At 70.1% G+C, this 20,900-nt stretch carries 18 protein-coding genes, 1 pseudogene and 1 riboswitch; of the genes and pseudogenes, 16 read left to right on the forward strand and 3 right to left on the reverse strand.

The features are described from left to right. Nucleotides 1-212: 212 nt before the first annotated feature. Complete coding sequence (locus ACIA03_RS27335) at nt 213-1,484, reverse strand: DUF222 domain-containing protein (RefSeq protein ID WP_396988499.1); 1,272 nt, start codon at nt 1,482-1,484, stop codon at nt 213-215. A 538-nt stretch (nt 1,485-2,022) separates the two neighbouring features. Between ACIA03_RS27335 and kdgD the strand changes: the two genes are divergently transcribed. The 10 genes from kdgD (at nt 2,023) to ACIA03_RS27385 (ending at nt 12,682) form a co-directional block, all read left to right on the forward strand. Further along, nucleotides 2,023-2,937, forward strand: a complete 915-nt coding sequence (gene kdgD, locus ACIA03_RS27340; RefSeq protein ID WP_396988501.1) for a 5-dehydro-4-deoxyglucarate dehydratase — start codon at nt 2,023-2,025, stop codon at nt 2,935-2,937. 42 nt (nt 2,938-2,979) lie between these two features. Next, on the forward strand, nt 2,980-4,473 hold the full coding sequence (locus ACIA03_RS27345) for an aldehyde dehydrogenase (NADP(+)) (protein WP_396988503.1): 1,494 nt from the start codon (nt 2,980-2,982) through the stop codon (nt 4,471-4,473). Beyond that, nucleotides 4,470-5,795: an enolase C-terminal domain-like protein gene (locus ACIA03_RS27350; RefSeq protein WP_396988505.1), complete on the forward strand. Its 1,326-nt coding sequence runs from the start codon at nt 4,470-4,472 to the stop codon at nt 5,793-5,795. Before ACIA03_RS27345 ends, ACIA03_RS27350 begins: the two co-directional genes overlap by 4 nt. A 31-nt stretch (nt 5,796-5,826) precedes the next feature. Next, a complete protein-coding gene (locus ACIA03_RS27355) occupies nt 5,827-6,609 on the forward strand; it encodes a sulfite exporter TauE/SafE family protein (protein WP_396988507.1) in 783 nt (260 codons plus the stop codon). A gap of 49 nt (nt 6,610-6,658) precedes the next feature. After that, entirely contained in the window at nt 6,659-7,483 is an 825-nt protein-coding gene (locus tag ACIA03_RS27360) for an ion transporter (RefSeq protein ID WP_396988509.1), read from the forward strand. A gap of 138 nt (nt 7,484-7,621) precedes the next feature. Further along, nucleotides 7,622-8,629, forward strand: a complete 1,008-nt coding sequence (locus ACIA03_RS27365) for a Bug family tripartite tricarboxylate transporter substrate binding protein (RefSeq protein ID WP_396988511.1) — start codon at nt 7,622-7,624, stop codon at nt 8,627-8,629. A gap of 79 nt (nt 8,630-8,708) precedes the next feature. Continuing rightward, nucleotides 8,709-9,236: a tripartite tricarboxylate transporter TctB family protein gene (locus ACIA03_RS27370; protein ID WP_396988513.1), complete on the forward strand. Its 528-nt coding sequence runs from the start codon at nt 8,709-8,711 to the stop codon at nt 9,234-9,236. Next, nucleotides 9,229-10,755 (forward strand): tripartite tricarboxylate transporter permease, encoded by a 1,527-nt coding sequence (locus ACIA03_RS27375; protein WP_396988515.1) that lies wholly within the window; start codon nt 9,229-9,231, stop codon nt 10,753-10,755. The genes ACIA03_RS27370 and ACIA03_RS27375 overlap by 8 nt, the downstream gene beginning before the upstream one ends. Nucleotides 10,756-11,452: 697 nt before the next feature. After that, nucleotides 11,453-12,094, forward strand: coding sequence for a helix-turn-helix domain-containing protein (locus tag ACIA03_RS27380; protein ID WP_396988517.1), 642 nt, complete (start codon nt 11,453-11,455; stop codon nt 12,092-12,094). Nucleotides 12,095-12,229: 135 nt separating this feature from the next. Continuing rightward, the gene (locus tag ACIA03_RS27385) at nt 12,230-12,682 is read left to right on the forward strand and encodes a hypothetical protein (RefSeq protein ID WP_396988519.1); all 453 of its coding nucleotides are present in this window, start codon (nt 12,230-12,232) and stop codon (nt 12,680-12,682) included. Nucleotides 12,683-13,001: 319 nt separating this feature from the next. Here the strand turns inward: ACIA03_RS27385 and ACIA03_RS27390 are convergent, their stop codons facing one another. Further along, nucleotides 13,002-14,168, reverse strand: coding sequence for an ABC transporter substrate-binding protein (locus tag ACIA03_RS27390; RefSeq protein WP_396988521.1), 1,167 nt, complete (start codon nt 14,166-14,168; stop codon nt 13,002-13,004). 104 nt (nt 14,169-14,272) lie between these two features. Continuing rightward, nucleotides 14,273-14,478, forward strand: a riboswitch (cobalamin riboswitch). Nucleotides 14,479-14,532: 54 nt separating this feature from the next. On the opposite strand from ACIA03_RS27390, the pseudogene ACIA03_RS27395 reads away from it, so the two are divergent. From ACIA03_RS27395 to ACIA03_RS27420, 6 genes and pseudogenes are all read left to right on the forward strand, one after another. Then, nucleotides 14,533-14,721 (forward strand): annotated as a pseudogene (locus tag ACIA03_RS27395) (nitrite reductase); the annotation flags it as partial. 633 nt (nt 14,722-15,354) lie between these two features. After that, nucleotides 15,355-16,023, forward strand: a complete 669-nt coding sequence (locus tag ACIA03_RS27400) for a precorrin-8X methylmutase (protein WP_396988677.1) — start codon at nt 15,355-15,357, stop codon at nt 16,021-16,023. Continuing rightward, a complete protein-coding gene (gene cobJ, locus ACIA03_RS27405; RefSeq protein ID WP_396988523.1) occupies nt 16,020-17,567 on the forward strand; it encodes a precorrin-3B C(17)-methyltransferase in 1,548 nt (515 codons plus the stop codon). The genes ACIA03_RS27400 and cobJ overlap by 4 nt, the downstream gene beginning before the upstream one ends. Next, on the forward strand, nt 17,564-18,316 hold the full coding sequence (cobM, locus tag ACIA03_RS27410) for a precorrin-4 C(11)-methyltransferase (RefSeq protein WP_396988525.1): 753 nt from the start codon (nt 17,564-17,566) through the stop codon (nt 18,314-18,316). The genes cobJ and cobM overlap by 4 nt, the downstream gene beginning before the upstream one ends. Beyond that, complete coding sequence (gene bluB, locus ACIA03_RS27415; RefSeq protein ID WP_396988527.1) at nt 18,316-18,942, forward strand: 5,6-dimethylbenzimidazole synthase; 627 nt, start codon at nt 18,316-18,318, stop codon at nt 18,940-18,942. The genes cobM and bluB overlap by 1 nt, the downstream gene beginning before the upstream one ends. 77 nt (nt 18,943-19,019) lie before the next feature. Next, a complete protein-coding gene (locus tag ACIA03_RS27420; protein WP_396988529.1) occupies nt 19,020-19,655 on the forward strand; it encodes an HAD family hydrolase in 636 nt (211 codons plus the stop codon). A gap of 21 nt (nt 19,656-19,676) precedes the next feature. On the opposite strand, the gene cbiE is transcribed toward ACIA03_RS27420, so the two are convergent. Continuing rightward, nucleotides 19,677-20,870, reverse strand: a complete 1,194-nt coding sequence (cbiE, locus tag ACIA03_RS27425) for a precorrin-6y C5,15-methyltransferase (decarboxylating) subunit CbiE (RefSeq protein ID WP_396988531.1) — start codon at nt 20,868-20,870, stop codon at nt 19,677-19,679. Nucleotides 20,871-20,900 lie beyond the last annotated feature (30 nt).

Raw genomic sequence — 20,900 nt, forward strand, 5'->3', positions numbered from 1 at the left:
ATTTTGGCTGGCTATCGGGTCGGCGGCGGGGTTTGGCGCGGATTCCATGGGTTGCGTGCGGGCTTGGGATCTTGGGCCGGTGGTTCCTGGCAGCGGAGGGCTTTCTCGTGCTTCTACTAGACGATGACACCTTGTGAACGCTTCACAAGCGAGGCCGTGAAGGGGCGGCGGCGGCGGAACCGGCACGGCGATGCCGGCCAGCCCCGCCTGGATCAGCCCGTGGGGGCAGCCCTGGTGAACCGGATCCGTCCGTCCGGGAGCCGCTCATAGGCGTAGTTCGGGTCGTGGATGCGGCGATGGTCACTCGCACACAACAAGACCATGTTCGCCAGATTCGTGAGTCCACCTTCGGACCAGGGTTTCAGGTGGTGCGCTTCGGTCCACGCTGCGGGTGCGTCGCAGTCTTCGGCCTGACAACACTTGTCTCTCAGCCGGAGTGCTCGGTGTTGGACCGGGTACGCCAACCGGGCGGTGCGGCCGAGGTCGAGGATCTCGGAATCGGTGCCCAACACCACCGGCACCAGATCCGCGTTGCAGGCCATCCGGCGGGCCTCGGCGGCGGTGATCTGCTCTCCGTCGAAACCCAGGGCTGCGGTGCCGAGGTCCTTGCGGAGGTCCTCCACGCTCATGGTGATGAACACCGTGGTGCCGTGACCACCGTGCCTGGGGAGCTGGTCGACGTCGTAGGTCTCGACCACCCGAGCAAAGGCCTGGCCCAGCAACCGGTCATAGGGGGCTCTGCGGCCCTTGTCCTCGGCGGAGAGCTTCCTCGGCTGGGCCAGGGAGTCCAACAGGGTCCGCAGCCGCATCCCGACCACGCGGGAGACCCGGGCGTGGATGTCGACGGTGCCGTCGCCGCTGTCGCGGGAGGAGAAGAAGGTGCGCCGCTGCGCCCGTTCCTCCTCCCGGTGCAGCGCCTCGGCTTCGGCGGCTTCGAATCGGTCGGGGTCGATCTCGGCGAGGATCCGTTTCCCGATGATCTTGAGCTCGTTCGCGGTCAACCGGGTCGCGTACTCGACCAGCAGCTTCTCGGCCAGGACCAGGTCCTCGCCGCTGGCGGCGGGGTCGGTCTCGATGGCATCGAGGGCCTGGGTGATCACCCGGGCCTTGTCCTGCGACACCACACCGTCGGCCAGGCCAGCCGCAACCAGGTCGTACTTGGCAACGCCGGCAGCCAGTTTGACCTGGGACCGGGCGACCGCCTTGTCGACCAGCAACTCGGTCCGCATCCACCCCGAGGCGTCTTTCGCGCCGGTCTCCTCAGCGATGTCACCGGCCGCAGCGAGCACCCGCAGCTTCAACGCGGCCTGCTGGGCCTGGAGCTTCTCCAACCGTTCCAGCAGGTCTTTCTTCTCCCCGGTGCGCCAATAGGCCGGGTCGCTCGCGAGCAGGTCGTGGAGGGCGGATTCGATGACGGTCAGGGCGGCGTCGATCGCGTCGCCGGGGTTGGTGCCCCAGTGGTCGATCGAGCGGCCGAGACTCATCGCCGTTCCTCTCTCAGAGGTGTGCTGTGATGGGTCTGATTCTACTCTTCAACCACCCGCCTGACTATCTATTTTCCCTGTTCAGAGAGCAGTTTCGCGGTGAGCGAACGGCCTCGTCTTTGTGGATGGTAAGTGGCCCGGAGGGCCACCCTCCACGCCCTCGACCCCGACGTGTCGCGTACGAATTTCTCCGCGCCACACCCGGGCCGCCGCCCCGATAGCCAGCGAAATCTTTTATCGATCTGGTCCGGAGTCCAGGACCGCGAAGCGGCCGGCGAAGCCGGCGCCCGAAGGGCGTCCTTGACGCCGGTCCAGATCGATAACACCCTCCAAGAAAGGGTCGGCGGCCCACACCAGCCCCGAAGAAACGGTCACGCACCAAGTGGTCTCGACAACCTCGACCACCAAATCCAGCGATGCTCCCAAGGCATCACGAGATTCAAATTCGGGCTTGGACAGGCATCGCAGAACATTCATAGCGTGATGGTCACCACTTCCCCGAAGCATCATCCTCATCAACCTCCGAAGGACGTGACTCGTGACCGAGTACAGCCCGACCGACCTGGCCGCCCAGCTCAAGAGCGGGCTTCTCTCGTTCCCCGTCACCCACTTCACCGAGGACCTCCAGTTCGACGAGGAGGGCTACCGCAAGCACCTGAGCTGGCTGGCCGAGTACCCGGTCGCAGGGCTCTTCGCGGCCGGCGGCACGGGGGAGGGCTTCTCGCTGAGCCCGGAGGAGACCGACCAGGTCGTACGTGCGGCCGTCGACGAGGTCGCCGGGGCAGTGCCGGTGCTGGCGCCGGCGACGGGCAGCACGGCGAACGCGGTGGCGCAGGCGAAGGCGGCCGAGGCCGCGGGGGCCGATGGGATCCTGCTGATGCCGCCCTACCTCACCGAAGCGGGGCAGGCCGGCCTGGTCGAGCACGCCAGCCGCGTCTGCGAGGCGACCGGCCTCGGTGTGATCGTCTACAGCCGCGCCAACGCGGTGCTGCGCGACGAGGCCGTCGCGCAGCTCGCCGACCGCAACCCCACGCTGATCGGTTTCAAGGACGGCGTCGGCAACATCGAGCAGATGACCCGCACGTACGCCCGGGTCGGCGACCGGCTCACCTACATCGGTGGCCTGCCGACCGCGGAGACCTTCGCGCTGCCGCTGCTCCAGCTCGGCGTGAGCACCTACTCCTCGGCGCTGTTCAACTTCGCGCCGAGGTGGGCGGTCGAGTTCTACGAGGCCGTACGTGCCCAGGACCGTGACGAGGTCTACCGTCGTCTCAACGAGTTCGTGATCCCCTACCTCGACATCCGCGACCGCACGGCGGGCTATGCCGTGTCGATCGTCAAGGGTGGTCTGACCGCGATCGGCCGGCCCGCCGGTCCGGTCCGCCCGCCGCTGACAGACCTGCGCGAGGACGAGATCGCCGAGCTGCGCGAGCTGATCGCCCGCATCTCCTGACGCCGACCTTCCCCGAGAGACCGACCCGATAGGAAAGGGACCATGAGCTACCGCTCGATCATCGCCGGAGCCGACTCCGAGCAGCCCGACGTCACCGCCGCCACCGGCGCCGCGGCCGAGGCCTTCGCCGGCTACCGCGCCACGTCCCCCGAGGCGCGGGCGGACTTCCTCGAAGCCGTGGCCGCCGAGATCGAGGCGGCCCGCGCCGAGATCGTCGAGGCCGCCGTCGCCGAGTCGCACCTGCCCGAGGGCCGGATCAGCGGCGAGGTCGGCCGCACCACCGGCCAGCTCCGGATGTTCGCCGGCGTCGTGCGCCGCGGCGACCACCTCGGCGTACGCATCGACCCGGCCCTCCCGGACCGGACCCCGCTCCCGCGGTCCGACATCCGTCAGCGCCAGATCCCGCTCGGCCCGGTGGCGGTCTTCGGGGCCAGCAACTTCCCGCTCGCCTTCTCCACCGCCGGTGGCGACACCGCCTCCGCGCTCGCCGCCGGCTGCCCGGTGGTCGTCAAGGGCCACCCGGCCCACCCGCTGACCGGCTACCTGGTCGCCCAGGCGATCACCCGCGCGGTCGAGAAGGCCGGGTTGCACGCCGGCACCTTCTCCTTCCTCCTCGACACCGACGTCAAGGGCGGGATCGAGCTCGGCCAGGCCCTGGTCGTCGACCCGCGGATCAAGGCCGTCGGCTTCACCGGCTCCCGCGGCGGCGGGCTCGCGATCGTGGCAGCAGCCGCCGCGCGACCCGAGCCGATCCCGGTCTACGCCGAGATGTCCTCGATCAACCCCGTCGTCGTCCTCCCCGGCGCCCTCGACGCCGACACGGACGCCCTCGCCACCGCCTACGTCGGCTCCCTGACCCTCGGCTCCGGCCAGTTCTGCACCAACCCCGGGCTGCTCTTCCTCCCGAGGGGCGAGGCCGGCGACGCCTTCCTGGCCGCGGCCGGCCGCGCCACGGCCGAGGCCGTCGGCGCGACCATGCTGACCCCAGGGATCGCCCGGGCCTACGAAGCGGGCACCGAGAAGCTCCGCGCCACCGACGGCGTGACCGTCGTCGCCGAGGGCGCCGCCGGAGACACCGACGCCCCTGCTCCCCAGATCGTCGAGGCGGCCCGTCTCGCCGGGGTGACCGACGAGGTCTTCGGCGCCTCCGGCGTCGTTGTCCGCTACGACACCGTCGAGGAGCTGCTGCCCAGCCTGGAGTCCCTCGAGGGCCAGCTGACCGCGACCGTCCACGCCACCGCCGCCGACCACGAGGCCGCCGCCCAGGTCGTCTCCGCGCTCGAGCTCAAGGTCGGCCGGATCCTCTTCAACGGCTGGCCCACGGGCGTCGAGGTCGGTCACGCGATGGTCCACGGCGGCCCGTTCCCGGCCACCTCCGACTCCCGCACCACCTCGGTCGGCAGCCTCGCGATCGAGCGCTTCCAGCGTCCGGTCGCCTACCAGGACGTACCTGCGGCTCTCCTCCCGGAAGCCGTGCGAGACGACAACCCGTGGCACCTCGCCCGCCGCATCGACGGGGAGCTGCAGCTGCCATGAGCACCACCACCATCGCAAAGGTCGAGGTCGTCCCGGTCGCGGGCCACGACTCGATGCTGCTCAACCTCAGCGGCGCGCACGCGCCCTTCTTCACCCGCAACATCGCGATCCTCACCGACTCCGAGGGGCGCGAGGGTGTCGGCGAGGTCCCCGGCGGCGAGCCGATCCGTCGCACGATCGAGGAGACCGCCGAGCTGCTCGTCGGTCAGCCGGTCACCCGCTACCGCAGCCTGCTGCGCCAGGTCTCGCACACCTTCGCCGACCGCGACGCCGGCGGCCGTGGCGCCCAGACCTTCGACCTGCGTACGACCGTCCACGCCGTCACCGCGCTGGAGTCCGCGCTCCTCGATCTCGCAGGCCAGGCCCAAGGTGTGCCGGTCGCCGAGCTGCTCGGCGACGGGCAGCAGCGCGACTCGGTGCCGATGCTCGGCTACCTCTTCTACGTCGGCGACCCCGACAAGACCGACCTGCCGTATCTCCGCGAGAAGGACGGCACCGACGACTGGGCGCGCGTGCGCAGGGAGGTCGCGCTGACCCCCGAGGCGGTCGTACGTCTCGCCGAGGCCGCCCAGGCCCGCTACGGCTTCGCCGACTTCAAGCTCAAGGGCGGCGTCCTCACCGGTGAGGAGGAGGTCGCTGCGGTGACCGCCCTCCACGAGCGCTTCCCGGACGCCCGGATCACCCTCGACCCCAACGGCGGCTGGCTGCTCGCCGACGCCGTCCGGCTGCTCAAGGGCAAGGACGACGTGCTCGCGTACGCCGAGGACCCCTGCGGCGCCGAGGGCGGCTACTCGGGGCGCGAGATCATGGCCGAGTTCAAGCGCGCCACCGGACTGCGTACGGCGACCAACATGATCGCCACCGACTGGCGCCAGATGTCGCACGCGATCCGCACCAACGCGGTCGACATCCCCCTCGCAGACCCGCACTTCTGGACCATGTCCGGCTCCGTCCGCGTCGCCCAGCTGTGCCACGACTTCGGGCTGACCTGGGGCTCCCACTCCAACAACCACTTCGACGTCTCGCTGGCCATGTTCACCCACGTCGGCGCCGCCGCACCGGGGGAGATCACCGCGCTGGACACCCACTGGATCTGGCAGGACGGCCAAGGGCTGACCGAGTCGCCGCTGGAGATCCGCGACGGTGCGGTCGCGGTGCCGACCGCCCCGGGCCTCGGGATCCGGCTCGACCGCGAGCGGGTCGCGGCCGCGCACGAGCTCTACCTCGAGCACGGGCTCGGTGTACGTGACGACGGCGTCGCCATGCAGTACCTGGTGCCGGGGTGGACCTTCGACCCCAAGCGCCCGTGCCTGGTCCGTTGACCGCCCCGTCGACCACCCCGTCGACGGCCCGGTGAACGCCGAGGTCGCCTGGCTCCTGCTCGCCGGGATCGGCGCGGGACTGACCGGCTCGGTGGCCGGTCTGGCCTCGCTGGTCAGCTACCCCTCCCTGCTGGCCGCGGGGCTGCCGCCGGTGGTTGCCAACGTCACCAACACGGTGGCCATGTTCGGCGTCACCGGCGGCACCGTCGCCGGCTCGCGCCGCGAGCTCCGAGGTCAGGGCAGCAGGATCGCCTGGCTGGCCCTGGCCTCCTTCCTCGGCGGCGCGCTCGGCGCGGCCCTGTTGCTCACCACACCGGCCGAGGCCTTCGAGGCGGTCGTGCCCTGGCTCGTTGGCGCCGGCGCGATCCTGCTGCTGCTCCGCGACCGGATCCGGGTCTGGGCCGCGGCCTTCGCGGCTCGACGGGCTCGACCACCGGAGCGGGAGAAGAGAGGTGCGGTCACCCGCGGGTTCGGCTGGGGCGTGATCGTGTTCGTGCTCGGCATCTACGGCGGCTACTTCGGCGCCGGCGTCGGCATCATCGCGCTCGCGGTCCTCGTCCTCGAGCGCACCGAGGCGCTCGCGATCACCAACGCCGTCAAGAACGTGGCCACCGGCGTCGCCAACGGCACCGCCGCGATCGCGTACGTCTTCTTCGCTCCTGTCGACTGGCCCGCCGCGGTCGCCCTCGGGGTCGGCGCCGTGCTCGGCGGCTACCTCGGCCCGGCGATCGTCCGGGTCGCCCCCGAGCGACCGCTGCGCTGGCTCGTCGGTCTCGCCGGTCTCGGCCTCGCGCTGCACCTGGCGACCAGTTAGGCTCCGGGCCGCTGCCACGGGTAACAGGTCTCAGGAGGACGAAGCGAACATGAGTTCGGGCAATATCTCGGTGCGTGGTCGGGTGCGTGCGCTGGTCGACGACGACACCTTCCAGAAGGTGATCATCGGGGTGATCATCCTCAACGCCGTGGTCCTGGGCGTGGAGACGATGGTCCCCGAGCACCTCGCCCACGAGCTGGCACTGCTCGACAGCGTGCTGCTGGGCGTCTTCGTCGTGGAGCTGGTGCTGCGGCTGGTGGCGTACGGCCCGAGGTTCTTCCTCGACCCGTGGAACATCTTCGACACCGCGATCGTCGCGATCGCGCTGGTGCCCGCCACCGGCCCGATGTCGGTGCTGCGGGCGCTGCGGATCCTGCGGGTGCTGCGTCTGGTCAACTCGGTCCCGTCGATGCGCCGAGTCGTCGACGGTCTGATCAACGCAGTGCCGGGGATGGGCGCGGTCGCGGGGCTGCTGGGACTGATGATGTACGTCGCGGTGGTCATCTCGACCAACCTCTACGGGGAGATCGCGCCGGAGTACTTCGGCGATCTCGGCACCAGCGCGTTCACCCTCTTCCAGACCATGACCGGCGAGGCCTGGCCCGACATCGCCCGCGAGGTGATGGCCGAGGACTCCTCGGCGTGGATCTTCTTCGTCGTCTTCATCCTGGTGATGACCTTCGCGGTCCTCAACCTCTTCCTCGCCGTCGTCGTCTCCGGCATGGAGAGCGTCGAGAACCTCGCCCGGCACGAGGAGGAGTCCGACGCCGAGATGATGGCCGTCCTGACCTCGCTGCGCGAGGACCTCACCGCCGTACGCGAGGAGCTGGCCGCCACCCGGGACGAGCTGCGGAGCAACCGTACGGAGGTCTGAGATCGGGTCGGGCACGGGCCATCGCCCGTGACCACAATGACCAAAAGATCCAATACCTCCAGATGCTTCCTGGCGTCTCCTTGCCGGACCTACCTTCACGGCCATGAAGTGACGAGCGTCACTTTCGAAGGAGATCCCATGAACCCCCTCATCCGTACCGCCGCGATCGTCGTCGCCACAGCCGTGGCCGGCACGTCCCTTGTCGCCTGCAGCTCGGTCAACAAGTCCGACTCGTCCGCCGACGCAGCGCCGACGAGCGTGAACATCGTCGTCCCCGCCGACCCGGGCGGCGGCTGGGACCAGACCGGGCGCGCGCTCTCCGACGTGCTCACCGGCGAGAAGATCCTCGAGACGGCCTCGGTCTCCAACACTCCCGGGGCCGGTGGCACCGTCGGCCTGGCCGCGCTCGCCAACGAGACCGACCCCAACACCCTGATGGTGATGGGCCTGGTCATGGTCGGCGCGATCGAGACCAACAAGTCGGCCACCAAGCTCTCCGACACCACCCCGATCGCGAAGCTGACCGAGGAGCAGGAGGTCGTCGTCGTTCCCGCCGACTCGAAGTACCAGACCATCAACGACCTGGTCGACGACATCAAGGCCAACGGTCAGGCCGTCTCGATCGCCGGTGGCTCCGCGGGCGGCACCGACCAGATCCTCGCCGGCCAGCTCCTCAAGGCCTCCGGTGTGGCCTCCGGTGACATCGCGAAGAGCCTCAACTACGTGCCCTTCGACGGTGGCGCCGAGTCGGTGACCGCGCTGCTCGGCGGCAAGGTCGACGCCGGAATCTCCGGTGTCGGTGAGTACGCCGAGCAGATCAAGGCCGGCAAGCTCCGTGCGCTGGCCGTCTCCGGCGAGAAGCCGTCCGGCCTGCTGCCGGACGTGCCCACCCTCACCGACGAGGGCATCGACCTAGTGCTCACCAACTGGCGCGGTGTGGTCGCCCCCGGCGACCTCGACGCCGCCGAGAAGAAGGCCCTGACCGACGTGGTCACCGAGGCGGCCGAGTCCGACGCCTGGGCCAAGGTCCTGGAGACCAACGACTGGGACGACGCGTTCATGGCGGGCGACGAGTTCGAGACGTACGTCGACGAGGAGGTCACCTCCGCCCAGACCACGCTCAAGGAAATCGGGCTCGTCCAGTGAACGAGCGTCAGCGAGTGAACCGTTCGGTCAACACGCGGCCGCGCCCGTACCCTGGCGCCTGCGCTACGGGGGTGGCCGCGTGACCACCACGACCCCCACCCAGCCTGGCCGGCTCTCCTTCGGGGAGCCGGCCATGGCCGGGGGCATCCTTGCCCTCGGTGTGTTCGCGCTGGTCCGTGCGGGAAGCATCGCCGAGCCGGTCACCGCGGCCGGCGCGATCGGTCCGCGGACGATGCCCTACTTCGTCGGTGGCCTGCTGGTCGTGACCGGTGGCATCACCCTGGCGCGTGTCCTACGCGGTGAGCGCGGCGAGGCTGAGGGCGGCGAGGACGTCGACCTCTCCGGCGGCACCGACTGGCTCACCGCCGTACTGTTGGCCGTGGCCGTCCTGGGCCACGCCCTCCTGATCGGCGTGATCGGCTGGCCGCTGGCCGGTGCGGCGCTGTTCACCGCGGGCGCGGTCATCCTCGGGGCCCGCCCGTGGTGGCGCGCGCTCCTGGTCGGCCTGGTCATGGCGTTCGCGATCCAGCTGGTCTTCGCCGGCGGGCTCGGGGTCTCGCTGCCGCCGGGCCCGTTGCTCGAAGGGGTGGCGTTCCTCCATGGATAACCTGAATCTGCTGCTGCAGGGGTTCGCCACCGCGGCGCACCCCGAGTACCTCGTCTTCGCCTTCATCGGCGTCATCCTCGGCACCGCGGTCGGTGTCCTGCCGGGCATCGGTCCGTCGATGACGGTCGCGCTGCTGCTGCCACTGACGTACGCCCTGGACCCGACGGCCGCGCTGATCACCTTCGCCGGGATCTACTACGGCGGCATGTACGGCGGGTCGACCACCTCGATCCTGCTCAACACGCCGGGCGAGGCGTCCTCGATGATCACCGCCCTCGAGGGCAACAAGATGGCCAAGCGGGGCAAGGGCGCCGCGGCGCTCGCCACCGCCGCCATCGGGTCGTTCGTGGCGGGCACGCTCGCGACGGCCGCGCTCACCTTCCTGGCGCCCCTGGCCGCGGACCTGGCGGTCAAGCTCGGTCCCGTCGAGAAGGTGGCTCTGATGGTGCTCGCCTTCACCACCGTCGGAGCGTTGCTCGGCCGCTCGGTCTCCCGCGGCCTGGCCGCCCTCGGCGTCGGCATGTTCATCGGGCTCATGGGCGTCGACGGCATGTCGGGCCAGATGCGGTTCACCTTCGGCGTACCCGTGCTCAACGACGGCATCGACGTCGTGGTCGTGGCGGTCGCGCTCTTCGCCGTCGGCGAGGCGCTGTACGTCGGTGCGCAGCTGCGCCGCGGACCGCAGCAGCTCGTCCCGGTCACCGGGGGCTGGCGCACCTGGATGACGCGTGAGGACTGGCGGCGTTCCTGGGGGCCGTGGCTGCGCGGCACCGCGATCGGCTTCCCGATCGGCACCCTGCCGGCCGGTGGCGCCGAGGTCGGCACGTTCCTGTCCTACTCCGCCGAGCGCAAGCTGGCTCGCGGGAAGGCGAAGGAGGAGTTCGGCCACGGTGCCATCGAGGGCGTCGCCGGGCCCGAGGCGGCCAACAACGCCTCGGCGGCGGGTGTGCTCGTGCCGCTGCTGACCCTCGGGATCCCGACCTCGGCCACGGCCGCGGTGATCCTCGTGGCGCTGCAGCACTACAACATCCAGCCGGGGCCGCTGCTGTTCAAGGACCACGGCGACCTGGTCTGGCCGCTGGTGGCGAGCCTCTACATCGGCAACGTGCTGCTGCTGGTGCTCAACCTCCCGCTGGTCGGGCTGTGGGTCAAGGTGCTCCAGATCCCGCGGCACTATCTCTACGCCGGCATCCTGCTGTTCGCGGCCCTGGGTGCCTTCGCGGTGCACTTCAGCCCGCAGGACGTCATCGTGCTCCTCGTGCTCGGCGTCCTGGGCTTCTTCATGCGCCGCTACGGCTACCCGGTGGCGCCGATGGTGGTCGGGCTGATCCTCGGGCCGATCTTCGAGCGGCAGCTGCGGACTGCCCTGCAGGTCGCCCAGGGCGACTGGCTGACGCTGGTGCAGTCGCCGTTCGCGATCGTCGTGTACGTCGCGCTGCTGCTCGCGCTCGGCGGGTCGGTCCTGCTCCGGCGCAAGGAGGACGACCTGGAGCACGAGCTGGTCGACGCCGGCAGCTGAGCCGACGGCGGCGAGCGGACCCGATGACCGGCCGGGTCCGCTCGCATGGCTCAGTCTCTGTTTGGGCGAAGCGGGCGCGTAACTCGGCAGCACGGTCACGTTCGAGGGTCAGGACAGCCGTTGCCAGCTCGCTGAAGCGGGCTTGCTCGTCATCGCTCGCTCGTTGCCGAAGCATCGTGTCGAGATCTCTCTGAACGGCATGAGAAAAGACCAGGTCAGGCTCCGCTTTCCACTTCGCCACAGCTCGTGGACTCAGACCGATCTGCTCGGCGAACTCCTCGATGGTCTGACGCATCGCGGTGCGGAGCCATTCGGCTTCACGCGGTGTCCACGTGGTCGGGAGCATCGTCATCTCTTCGCCTGTCCGGTGGCAGAGTGCAGATCGAGTGCATGGTCAGTTCATGGTCTTCGTGGGCCGTATGCCGCTGACTGGAGACATGTCAGCCACGACCTCAGGTGTCCTACCGAAACGTACCGCAGGCCAATGCCCCTGCCCCGAACCTGATAGCTCCGTGGCGACGTCGAACGACCTCGACCTGCTGCAGATGGTTCTCGACGGTCTCCGTCGCCTTGGTCCGGACGGCCGTCAGCGATGACGGCCGCCGACGGCTCGAGGAGTCAGCGTGGTGAGCCGTTCTCCCGCCGGCCCGGTCGACCGCGTGTGATGCCGCAAGCGGTGGGTGGGCAGCGAGCGTGGATGGAGCCGCGTGAAGAGATCCTCGACGTCACGGCACGTCTGTTCGTGGAGCGGGGTTTCGCGGGCACGTCGACTCGGGAGATCGCTGAGGCGGTCGGGGTTCGCCAGGCGAGTCTCTACCACTACTTCGCGGGCAAGGAAGGGATTCTCGCTGAACTGCTTCAGCGTTCGATCCGGCCCACGGTTGACAAGATCGAGAAGGTCGAGGCGCTCGGTGCCGAAACCGGTGCCGGTCCGGATGTGTTGCTGAACCTGTTGGTGGTGCTGGACGTGCGTACGCTCGCGCGGGCGCCACGGAACGCGGGGGTGCTTACGCGGTTGCCTGAGGTGGAGCGGAAGGAAGCCTTCGAACCTTTTCGGGTGGCCCGCGATGAGCTGGAGGCCGCGTACGCACGTATCGGCGAGGAGGTCCGTGCCGTCGGCGGTGCAGGGGTGAACTACGTGCCGGACGGCACGTTGCTGGGCAAGCAGTTGCTCCAGCAGGTCGAGGTCGTGATCGGGATGCGATCAGAGGGCCATCCGATCAGTTCGAGCATCGAATCGATCGTCGCGGCGTCATGCCTGCGGATCTGCCTGGCCGACCAGACGCGTATTGATGAGGCCGCTTCGCGAGTGGCCGACCTGATCTGGGCTCTCGAGTGAGCGCTGATCCCACGAACCGGTCGCCGGCCCATCACGACGGGGTGGGTTGGCGGCTGCACTCGGTTCTGCGCAACACACTGAACGGGCCTTGCGAGGGGTGTGCAGGTATTCGCTTGAGGGTCTCGCCGTTCTCGTGTGAATCTCACATTCACGTACATCAATTTCTTAGATCTCGGAGGCAAAGAAATGAAGTTGCGAATTGCTGTCGGCGCTTTCGTCGCTGCCGCTGCACTTGCTGTGACGTATCCCGGCGCCGCTGTGGCCGCGGACTTCGGGCCGGCGGTATACCCGGGCACTGTCACGGCGAACGTGACGTATAACGCAGGCGACTTGACCCTGACCTACAGTGCGAACGCCAACGGATGGGCGTCGACGGGCACGACCTGTATCGACTGGGTGTTGGAGTACAAGGACTTCGGGATCAGTTCATGGAAGACTGTGGACTCGGGCACAAAGTGTGGAAAGCGCACTGTCAGCACCCCAACCTTCTCGCGGTACTGCCCGGCGATGGGCAATTGGCGGATGAGCGCTCACGCGAGCGGACCCGGCGGTTCGGACAAAGATGCCAAGACCAAGGAAGTCAGCTGACGCAGTGTTTGACATGAAGCCAACGCTCATTGAACTCGATATCCCGCTGGTCTCGGACGGATGGGAGGCGCAGATCTATCTCGCCGAGATCTGGCCCCGAGGCGTACGGGTTGTCGCTAGTTCTGCGATGTCGCCGCCCTCTCCTGGCACGGCCATGAGTCTTGTTTCCGGCACTGGGACCGGCGCTGAGGTGTCCGTGCAGTTTCTGCACGAATCGGATATCTCCTTCGGTCTCCATCGTGTCGAGTGGTGGTTCTCGGTGCCTGAGCCATCGACTGGTTGTGAGATCGAAGTTTCCGTCGGGGACCGGGTCGTTACATCAATGGCCCGTTGAGGCGATCTCCTGCAGCACCACGTTGCGGGGGCCGTCGGGCGTGTCCCTGGCCACCCGCAGGTAGTAGGCCTGGTCGGGATTGTGGTTGGGGTCGAAGGACCAGTTCCCGCGCGGGCTGAAGATGGTGCCGACGGACCCGAGGGAGTCGGCGATCTCCTTGCGGTTGACGTCGTCGGAGAGGTCGAGGGCCTTGTCGAGCGCGGCCGCGGCGTCGTAGGCCTGCACCGAGTAGACCGTCGGGGTGGCGTCGTACGCCTTGCGGTAGTCCTTCACGAAGGCGCTGTTCATCAGCGAGTCCATCGCGTCGCTGTAGTGCAGCACGGTCCTCACGCCGGCGGCGGCGCCGCCTAGCGAGGACAGCACGTCGCCCTCGGTGAGGAACCCGGGGCCGTAGAGCCGGGTCTTCCGGGCCAGGCCGGAGTCGCGGTACTGCTGCACGAACGCCTCCGCCTCCTGCCCCGCATACGCCGCGTAGATCGCGTCCGCACCGGACTCCTCGACCTTGTCGAAGATGCCCGACCACTCCTCGGTCGCGCCGGCCGCCGTGTAGCTCTGGCCCGCGACGCTGCCGCCCGAGGCCTCCATCGCGATCATGAAGCTGTCGGAGAGCTCATGACCGGCACCGTCGTCGGAGGCGATGACGTAGGCCGTGCCCTGCCCGGTCTCGCGGGCGATCGCCTTCCCGAGCGAGCCGCCCAGGTCCGCGTTGATCGAGGACGTACGCCACACGTAGTCGGAGCCGTCGGCGAACTTGTCGGCTCCGGCTCCGGTCACGATCAGCGGCGTCTCGCTGTCGCTCGCGACCTGCTTGGCCGCGAGCGCCGTCTCCGAGCTCACCACGCCGACGACCGCCTGGACCTCGTCGTCCTCGATCAGCCTGGTCACCGCGGCGACACCGGTCTTCACCCGGTCGCCCTCGTCGGCCTCGATGACGTCGACGAGCCGGCCACCGAGCTTCCCGTGGTGCTGGTCGAGGTAGAGATCGAACCCACGGGTCATGTCGGTGCCGATCGCTTTGTCGGCGCCGGAGGCCGGCACCACCAGGCCGATCGCGACCTTCGACTCCGAGGTCGTCGCGCAGGCCGCGAGGCCGAACCCGAGGGCCGAGACGGTCGCGAGCACGAACAGCTGTCGGTGAGGCGATCCGGTCACGGGAGACTCCATCTGTTGGAGGACGTGGTGGGAGGTTCTGAGTAGCCGAACACTGGCACAGACCACTGCCGGGCGGCGAGCAATTCGGCGCCGTGTCCGCAAGTAGGTAGTCTCGCCCTGCCAGTCGTACTCCATGCCTGATGGGGTCAGGGAACCCGGTGAAAGTCCGGGACTGACGCGCAGCGGTGAGGATGACGGGCGGGGCACGCCCTCTCTCCGGAGAGAGCAGCCACTGGAGCCTGGCTCCGGGAAGGCGCTCCGCACCGATCGATTCCGAGTCCGAAGACCTGCTGGCTCTGGCGGCGCCCGCCGCCAGGTCACCACGTGCCCCGCGGAAGGGCACCTGACCAGAGCAGGTGTGGCGATGTCCCGAGTCCGATCCGACCGGTGCCCAGGAGTCGGCCGTCCGTGGCCGGCCGAGGACGGCTTGCTGGTGCGGCTGCGCCTGATCGGCGGGTCCGTCTCGTCGGCCTCGCTGCTCTCGCTGGTCTCCGTGGCCGAGACCTACGGCGACGGCCGTGTCTATCTCACCGGCCGTGCCAATCTGCAGGTGCGCGGCCTTCCTGTGGGGGAGGACGGCGCGCTGCCGGGCGAGGTGCTCTCCGCGCTGAAGGCGACCGGTCTGGTGCCGGTGCAGACCCACGAGCTCGTACGCAACGTGATGGTCTCCCCGCAGACCGGGCTCGCCGGAGGGCGGGCCGACCTGCGCGGCGTCGCCGCCTCGCTGGACCGCCTGCTGTGTGCCTCGCCGCGGCTGGCGGCGCTGCCGGGGCGGTTCCTCTTCGTGCTCGACGACGGTCGGGGCGACCTGGTCTCGCGCGAGTGCGACCTCGGGCTGGTGGCGCTGTCGGCCACCGAGGGCCAGCTCCGGGTCGGTGGGTCGTGGGGGCCGGTCGTGCCGCTCGCCGAGGCCGCTTCGCGGCTGGTCTCGCTCGCCTCACGCTTCCTGGACGTACGCGGCGAGGGGCCGTCGGCGCCCTGGCACGTCTCCGAGCTCGATGCTCCCCTGGTCGAGCCGGTCGCGGCCGATGCTCGCGTCCCGGCGCCCGCGGCCGAGCTCGGGTTCGGCGAGGTGCCCGGGGGCGAGCACGTCGCCGCCCCCGACGGGGCACTGGACCGGGCCGCCGTCGAGGCGCTGGTGGAGCGGGCGCCGGCGGTCGTGGTGACGCCGTGGCGTGGCGTACTCGTGCCGTCGCCGCAGGCCCGCCCGACCCGGCGCTACGACTACATCGACCAGGGGCCGGCGATCTACGTCGACTCCTTCGCGACCATCCGGCGCGAGGCCGACCTCTCCGGGGTGCCCGCCGACGCCGAGCGGCTCGCGGTCCGGATGATCCACGGCAGCGGACAGGTCGATCTCGCCGCCGACCTGGTCATCCACCCCGGTCTGGTGAAGGCCGCGCGCGGTGCGCTCGAGGCCGGGGCGCCGATCCTGTGCGACGCGACGATGGTCGCGACCGGGGTCACCCGCAGCCGCCTCCCGCGAGAGAACGAGGTGCTCTGCATGCTCGGCGACGACCGGGTCCCGGCGCTCGCCCGCGCCTGGGGCACGACCCGCACCGCCGCCGCCCTGTCGCTGTGGGAGCCCTACCTCGAGGGTGCCGTGGTCGCCATCGGCAACGCCCCGACGGCGCTCTTCCACCTGCTCGAGATGATCCTCGACGGCGGCCCGCGACCGGCCGCGATCGTCGGCTGCCCGGTCGGCTTCATCGGCGCCGCCGAGTCCAAGGAGGCGCTCGCCTCGTTCGCCGACGATCACGGGATCGACATCCCCTTCGTCACCGTGCGCGGCCGCCGTGGCGGCTCCGCGATGACCTCCTCCGCACTCAACGCACTCGCCCAGGAGCAGGAATGAACGCAGACGTACGCGGGAAGTTCACCGTCGTCGGCATCGGTCCGGGCGACCCCGAGCTGATCACCCTCAAGGCCGCCCGGCTGATCGGCGCCGCCCCGGTGATCGCCTACCACGCCGGGGTGCGCAAGCAGTCCCACGCTCGCCGGATCGCGTCCTCGCTGATCCCTTCTGGGGCGATCGAGGAGGAGCTGCGCTACCCGGTCACCACCGGGACCACCTCGCACCCGGGCGGCTACGTCGGGGCGATGGCGGAGTTCTACGAGTCCTGCGCGGTCCGGCTCTCGGCCCATCTCGACGCCGGCCGTGACGTGGTGCTGCTCGCCGAGGGCGACCCGCTCTTCTACGGCTCCTCGATGTACCTCCACGACCGGTTCAAGGAGATCTACGAGACCTCGGTCGTGCCCGGCGTCCCCGCCTTCGCGGCCGCCACCGCGGCCGTCTCGACGCCGCTGGTGCGCCAGACCGACGTCCTCACGGTGCTGCCCGGAACCCTGCCCGAGCCCGAGCTCGCCCGGCGCCTGGCCGACACCGAGGCCGCCATCATCATGAAGCTCGGCCGGACCTTCCCCGCGGTTCGTTCCGCGCTCGAGGCCGCCGGGCGGCTCGAGGGTGCCTGGTACGTCGAGCGTGCCTCGCAGCCCGAGGAGCGCTGGCTGCCGGTGGCGGACGTGGATCCGTCGTCCGTGCCGTACTTCTCGCTCATCGTCGTCCCAGGTGACTCGGCTCCTGCTCCCGCCTCGGCCGCAACGCGGCTGCGGCAGGAGTCCTTGGAGGAGTCCTCGGTGGCAGAGCCTGTCGAGACGACGTCCGAGAGGGGCGAAGTTCTGGTCGTCGGGCTGGGGCCGGGACCTGACGGCTGGCTGACGCCCGAGGTGAGCTCCGCGCTGGCCGAGGTGGACCACGTCGTCGGCTACGCGCCGTACGTCAACCGGGTGCCGCAGCGGGCCGGGCTGCAGCGGCACGCCTCGGGCAACACGGTCGAGGTCGACCGGGCCCGGCACGCCCTGGACCTGGCGCTCGCGGGGGAGCGGGTCGCCGTCGTCTCCGGCGGCGACGCCGGGGTCTTCGGGATGGCCGCCGCGGTGTTCGAGGCCGCCGAGGACCCGGCCTACGCCGACGTACGCGTCCGGGTGCTGCCCGGGGTCAGCGCCGTCCAGGCGGTGGCCGCGCGGGCGGGTGCCCCGGTCGGCGCCGACTTCGCGGTGATGTCCCTCTCGGACCGGCTCAAGCCGTGGTCCGTCGTCGAGGACCGGCTGCGCGCGGTCGCGGGCGCCGACCTGGTGCTGGCCATCTACAACCCGGCCTCGCGTTCGCGCACGGAGCAGATCGGGCTGGCCCGCGACGTACTCCTCGAGCAGCGCAAGCCCGACACCGTCGTCATCGTCGGCCGCGACGTCGGGCGGGCCGAGGAGTCGCTGACCGTGACCACGCTCGGTGACCTCGATCCGGGCTCCATCGACATGAAGTGCCTGGTCATCGTGGGAGCGAGCTCGACCCGGGTCACCGCGGCCGGGCAGGTCTGGACGCCGAGGTATGTCCGATGACCGATCCGATGACCGTCCACTTCGTCGGCGCCGGCCCCGGCGCGGCCGACCTGCTCACCGTGCGCGCCACCAGGATGCTCGAGGCCGCGGACGTGGTGCTCTACCCGGGCACCTACCTCGACCCCGAGGTCCTGGCCCACTGCAGCCCGTCGGCCTCCCTGGTCGACACCCAGAAGCTCGACCTGGACCAGATCGTCGCCGAGATCGTCGCCGCCCACGGGGCCGGTCACCAGGTCGTACGCCTCGTCTCCGGCGACCCGTCGGTCTACTCCGCCGTCGCGGAGCAGACCCGGCGGCTGGACGCCGCCGAGGTGCCCTGGGACGTCACCCCCGGTGTACCCGCCTACGCGGCCGCGGCCGCGCTGGTGGGGCGGGAGCTGACCGTGCCGCTGGTGGCGCAGTCGGTGGTCCTGACCCGCACCCAGGCCCGGTCGACCGCCATGCCGGAAGGCGAGTCGCTGGCCGCCTATGCCGCGACCGGAGCCACGCTCGTGCTCCACCTCGCGATCCGGCGCACCCGCGAGCTGATGGCCGAGCTGCTGCCCTACTACGGCCCGGAGTGCCCCGTCGTGGTCGTCTACCGTGCCAGCCAGCCCGAGGAGCAGGTGCTGCGCGGGACGGTGTCGACGATCGCCGACGCGGTCCAGGACGCGGGTCTCAGGCAGGCAGCCGTCATCCTCGCCGGCCCCGCGCTGGCCCGCGACGGGGGCGAGTCGTTCCTCTACGACGTCGCCCGGGAGCGTGCCTGATGGACCTCTACGACGCCATCAACCGCCGCCGCGACACCCGCGCGGAGTTCACCGGCGAGCCGATCGCTCCCGAGGTGCTCGAGCGGGTCCTCTCGGCCGCCCACGCCGCCCCGAGCGTCGGCATGTCGCAACCGTGGGACTTCGTGCTCGTACGCGACGCCGACCGCCTCGAGCGCTTCCACTCCCACGTCGCGACCGAGCGCGACACCTTCGCCGACACCCTGTCCGGCGAGCGGGCCGAGACCTTCTCCCGGATCAAGATCGAGGGCATCCGCGAGTCCGGGCTGGGCATCGTGGTCGGCTACGACCCGACCCGTGGCGGCCCCAACGTCCTCGGCCGCCACGCCATCGCCGACGCCGGCCTCTACTCGGTCGTCTGCGCCATCCAGAACCTCTGGCTCGCCGCCACCGCCGAGGGCCTCGGCGTCGGCTGGGTCAGCTTCTACCGCGAGGAGTTCCTGCGCGACCTGGTCGACATGCCCGAGCACGTACGTCCCGTCGCCTGGCTCTGCGTCGGGCCCGTCGCCGACCTCCCCGACGTCCCTGACCTGGAGCGCTTCGGCTGGCGCCACCGCTCGCCCCTGGCCGGTGTGGTCCATGAGGAGAGCTACGCCGGGCCGGAGTGAATGGTGCTGCACTATGACGGAGGATCCGACCTTGTGAAAGATTCACAAGGTCGGATCCTGTGTGATAGCAACGCGTGGTGAAGAGTCACGTCCTCTTCGACCACGACGGCGTCCTGGTCGACACCGAGCTCTGGTACTTCAAGGCGGGCGAACGGGCCCTGGCGGACATCGGTGTGACGCTGGACCGGGAGCGATATCTCCGGGACATGAGCGACGGCCTGGGCACCTGGGCGCAGGCTCGGGCTGCAGGCGTCGGCGAGCGGACCATCGACCGGCTGCGTCGGGTGCGCGACGACTACTACCAGGCGTACCTGCGGTCCGAACCCATCGAGATCGAGGGTGTAGTCGAGGCTCTGGAGGAGCTGTCCAGTCACGTCCGGATGGCGATCGTCACGACGTCGAAGCGGTCGGACTTCGAGTTGATCCACGCGGGTCGGCAGATCACGCGGTTCATGGACTTCGTGCTGGTCAGGGAGGACTACGAGCGCGCCAAGCCCCACCCCGAGCCATACCTGACCGCGTTGGGGCGGTTCGGCGCCTCGAAGGAGGAGACGCTGGTCGTCGAGGACTCGGCGCGGGGCCTGAGGTCGGCCGTTGCCGCCGGGATCGACTGCGCGGTCGTGCGCAGCGACTTCACCCGGACCCAGGACTTCTCCCAGGCCACTCACCGGATCGACGCCTTGGGAGAACTGAAGCGCATCGTCGTCGCGTGAGGCTGGACGAGTCGGGTCGAACTAGCGCGCGCCGAAGGCCCATTGCACGACCGTGCGTTGAGGTGCCCAGCCGCGGAAGGTGCCGATCGCATCGACGGACTCCACCGAGATCCGGGTCAGTTCACCGCCGAGCTCGGCGTGCTGCCTCGCCAGTAGCTGCTCGGTCTCCAGGGTGACGCCGTGGACGACGAGCCGGCCACCGGGGCGGAGGGCGGCGAGGCAGGTGTCGAGGACGCCGGGGCGGGTCGCGCCGCCGCCGATGAAGATCGCGTCGGGGGAGGGGAGGCCGGCGAGGGCATCGGGTGCGCGACCCTCGACGACGCGAAGACTCGGCACCCCGAGCCGGGCGGCGTTGCGGGCGATCCTGGCCGCTCGCTCGGAGTTGCCCTCGATGGCGGTCGTAGTGCAGGTCGGATGTGCTCGCATCCACTCGATCCCGACCGAGCCGGCACCGGCGCCGACGTCCCACAGGTGCGCCCCGGGGGTGGGGGTCAGGCGCGCCAGAGCAGACGCCCGCAGGTCGCGCTTGGTCAGCTGGCCGTCGTTCTCGAAGACGTCGTCGGGCAGGCCCGCAGACCAGCCGATAGAAGGTGCGCCGACGCACTCGACCGCCACGATGTTGAGGCGTGGCGACTCGCCCGCCCAGGTCGAGGCAGTGCCCGCCCGTGCGCTCTCGGTCTCCGCTCCCAGCTCGCCCAGCACGGTCATCCTCGACGCGCCGAAACCGGTCGTGACCAGCAGGTTCGCCACCGACGCGGGGGTCGACCCGTCGGCGGAGAGGGCCAGGATCCGGCGGCCGGGTGCGAGCTCGCGGGCGACCAGCGACACATCGCGGCCGACCAGGCTGACGACCACGCACGACTCGGCCGGCCAACCCATCCGGGCCCGGGCGAGGGCGACGGAGGAGACGGCGGGCTCGATGCGTACGTTCTCCCGGCCGAGAAGGGAGATCAGGGTTGTCCCGATGCCGGAGACGAGCGGGTCGCCGGAGGCGAGGGCGACGACGGCGGCGGCAGACGGCAGCGACTCGAGGAGCGCCGGGAGACCCTCGCGCAACGGCGACGGCCAGGGCTCGCGCCGCTGGCCGGGGACGTCCGGGACGAGGTCGAGATGACGCTTGCCGCCGAGGAGGACCGGAGTCTCCCGGATCAGCTGCTGGTGACGTACGGGAATCTCGTCCCAACCTCCGGCACCGATGCCCACCACGACGATCATGAGGCCAGACGCTACAGTGACCGCACAGGC

This window comes from Nocardioides sp. NPDC051685 (genome assembly GCF_044453405.1).
GTDB lineage: Bacteria > Actinomycetota > Actinomycetes > Propionibacteriales > Nocardioidaceae > Nocardioides.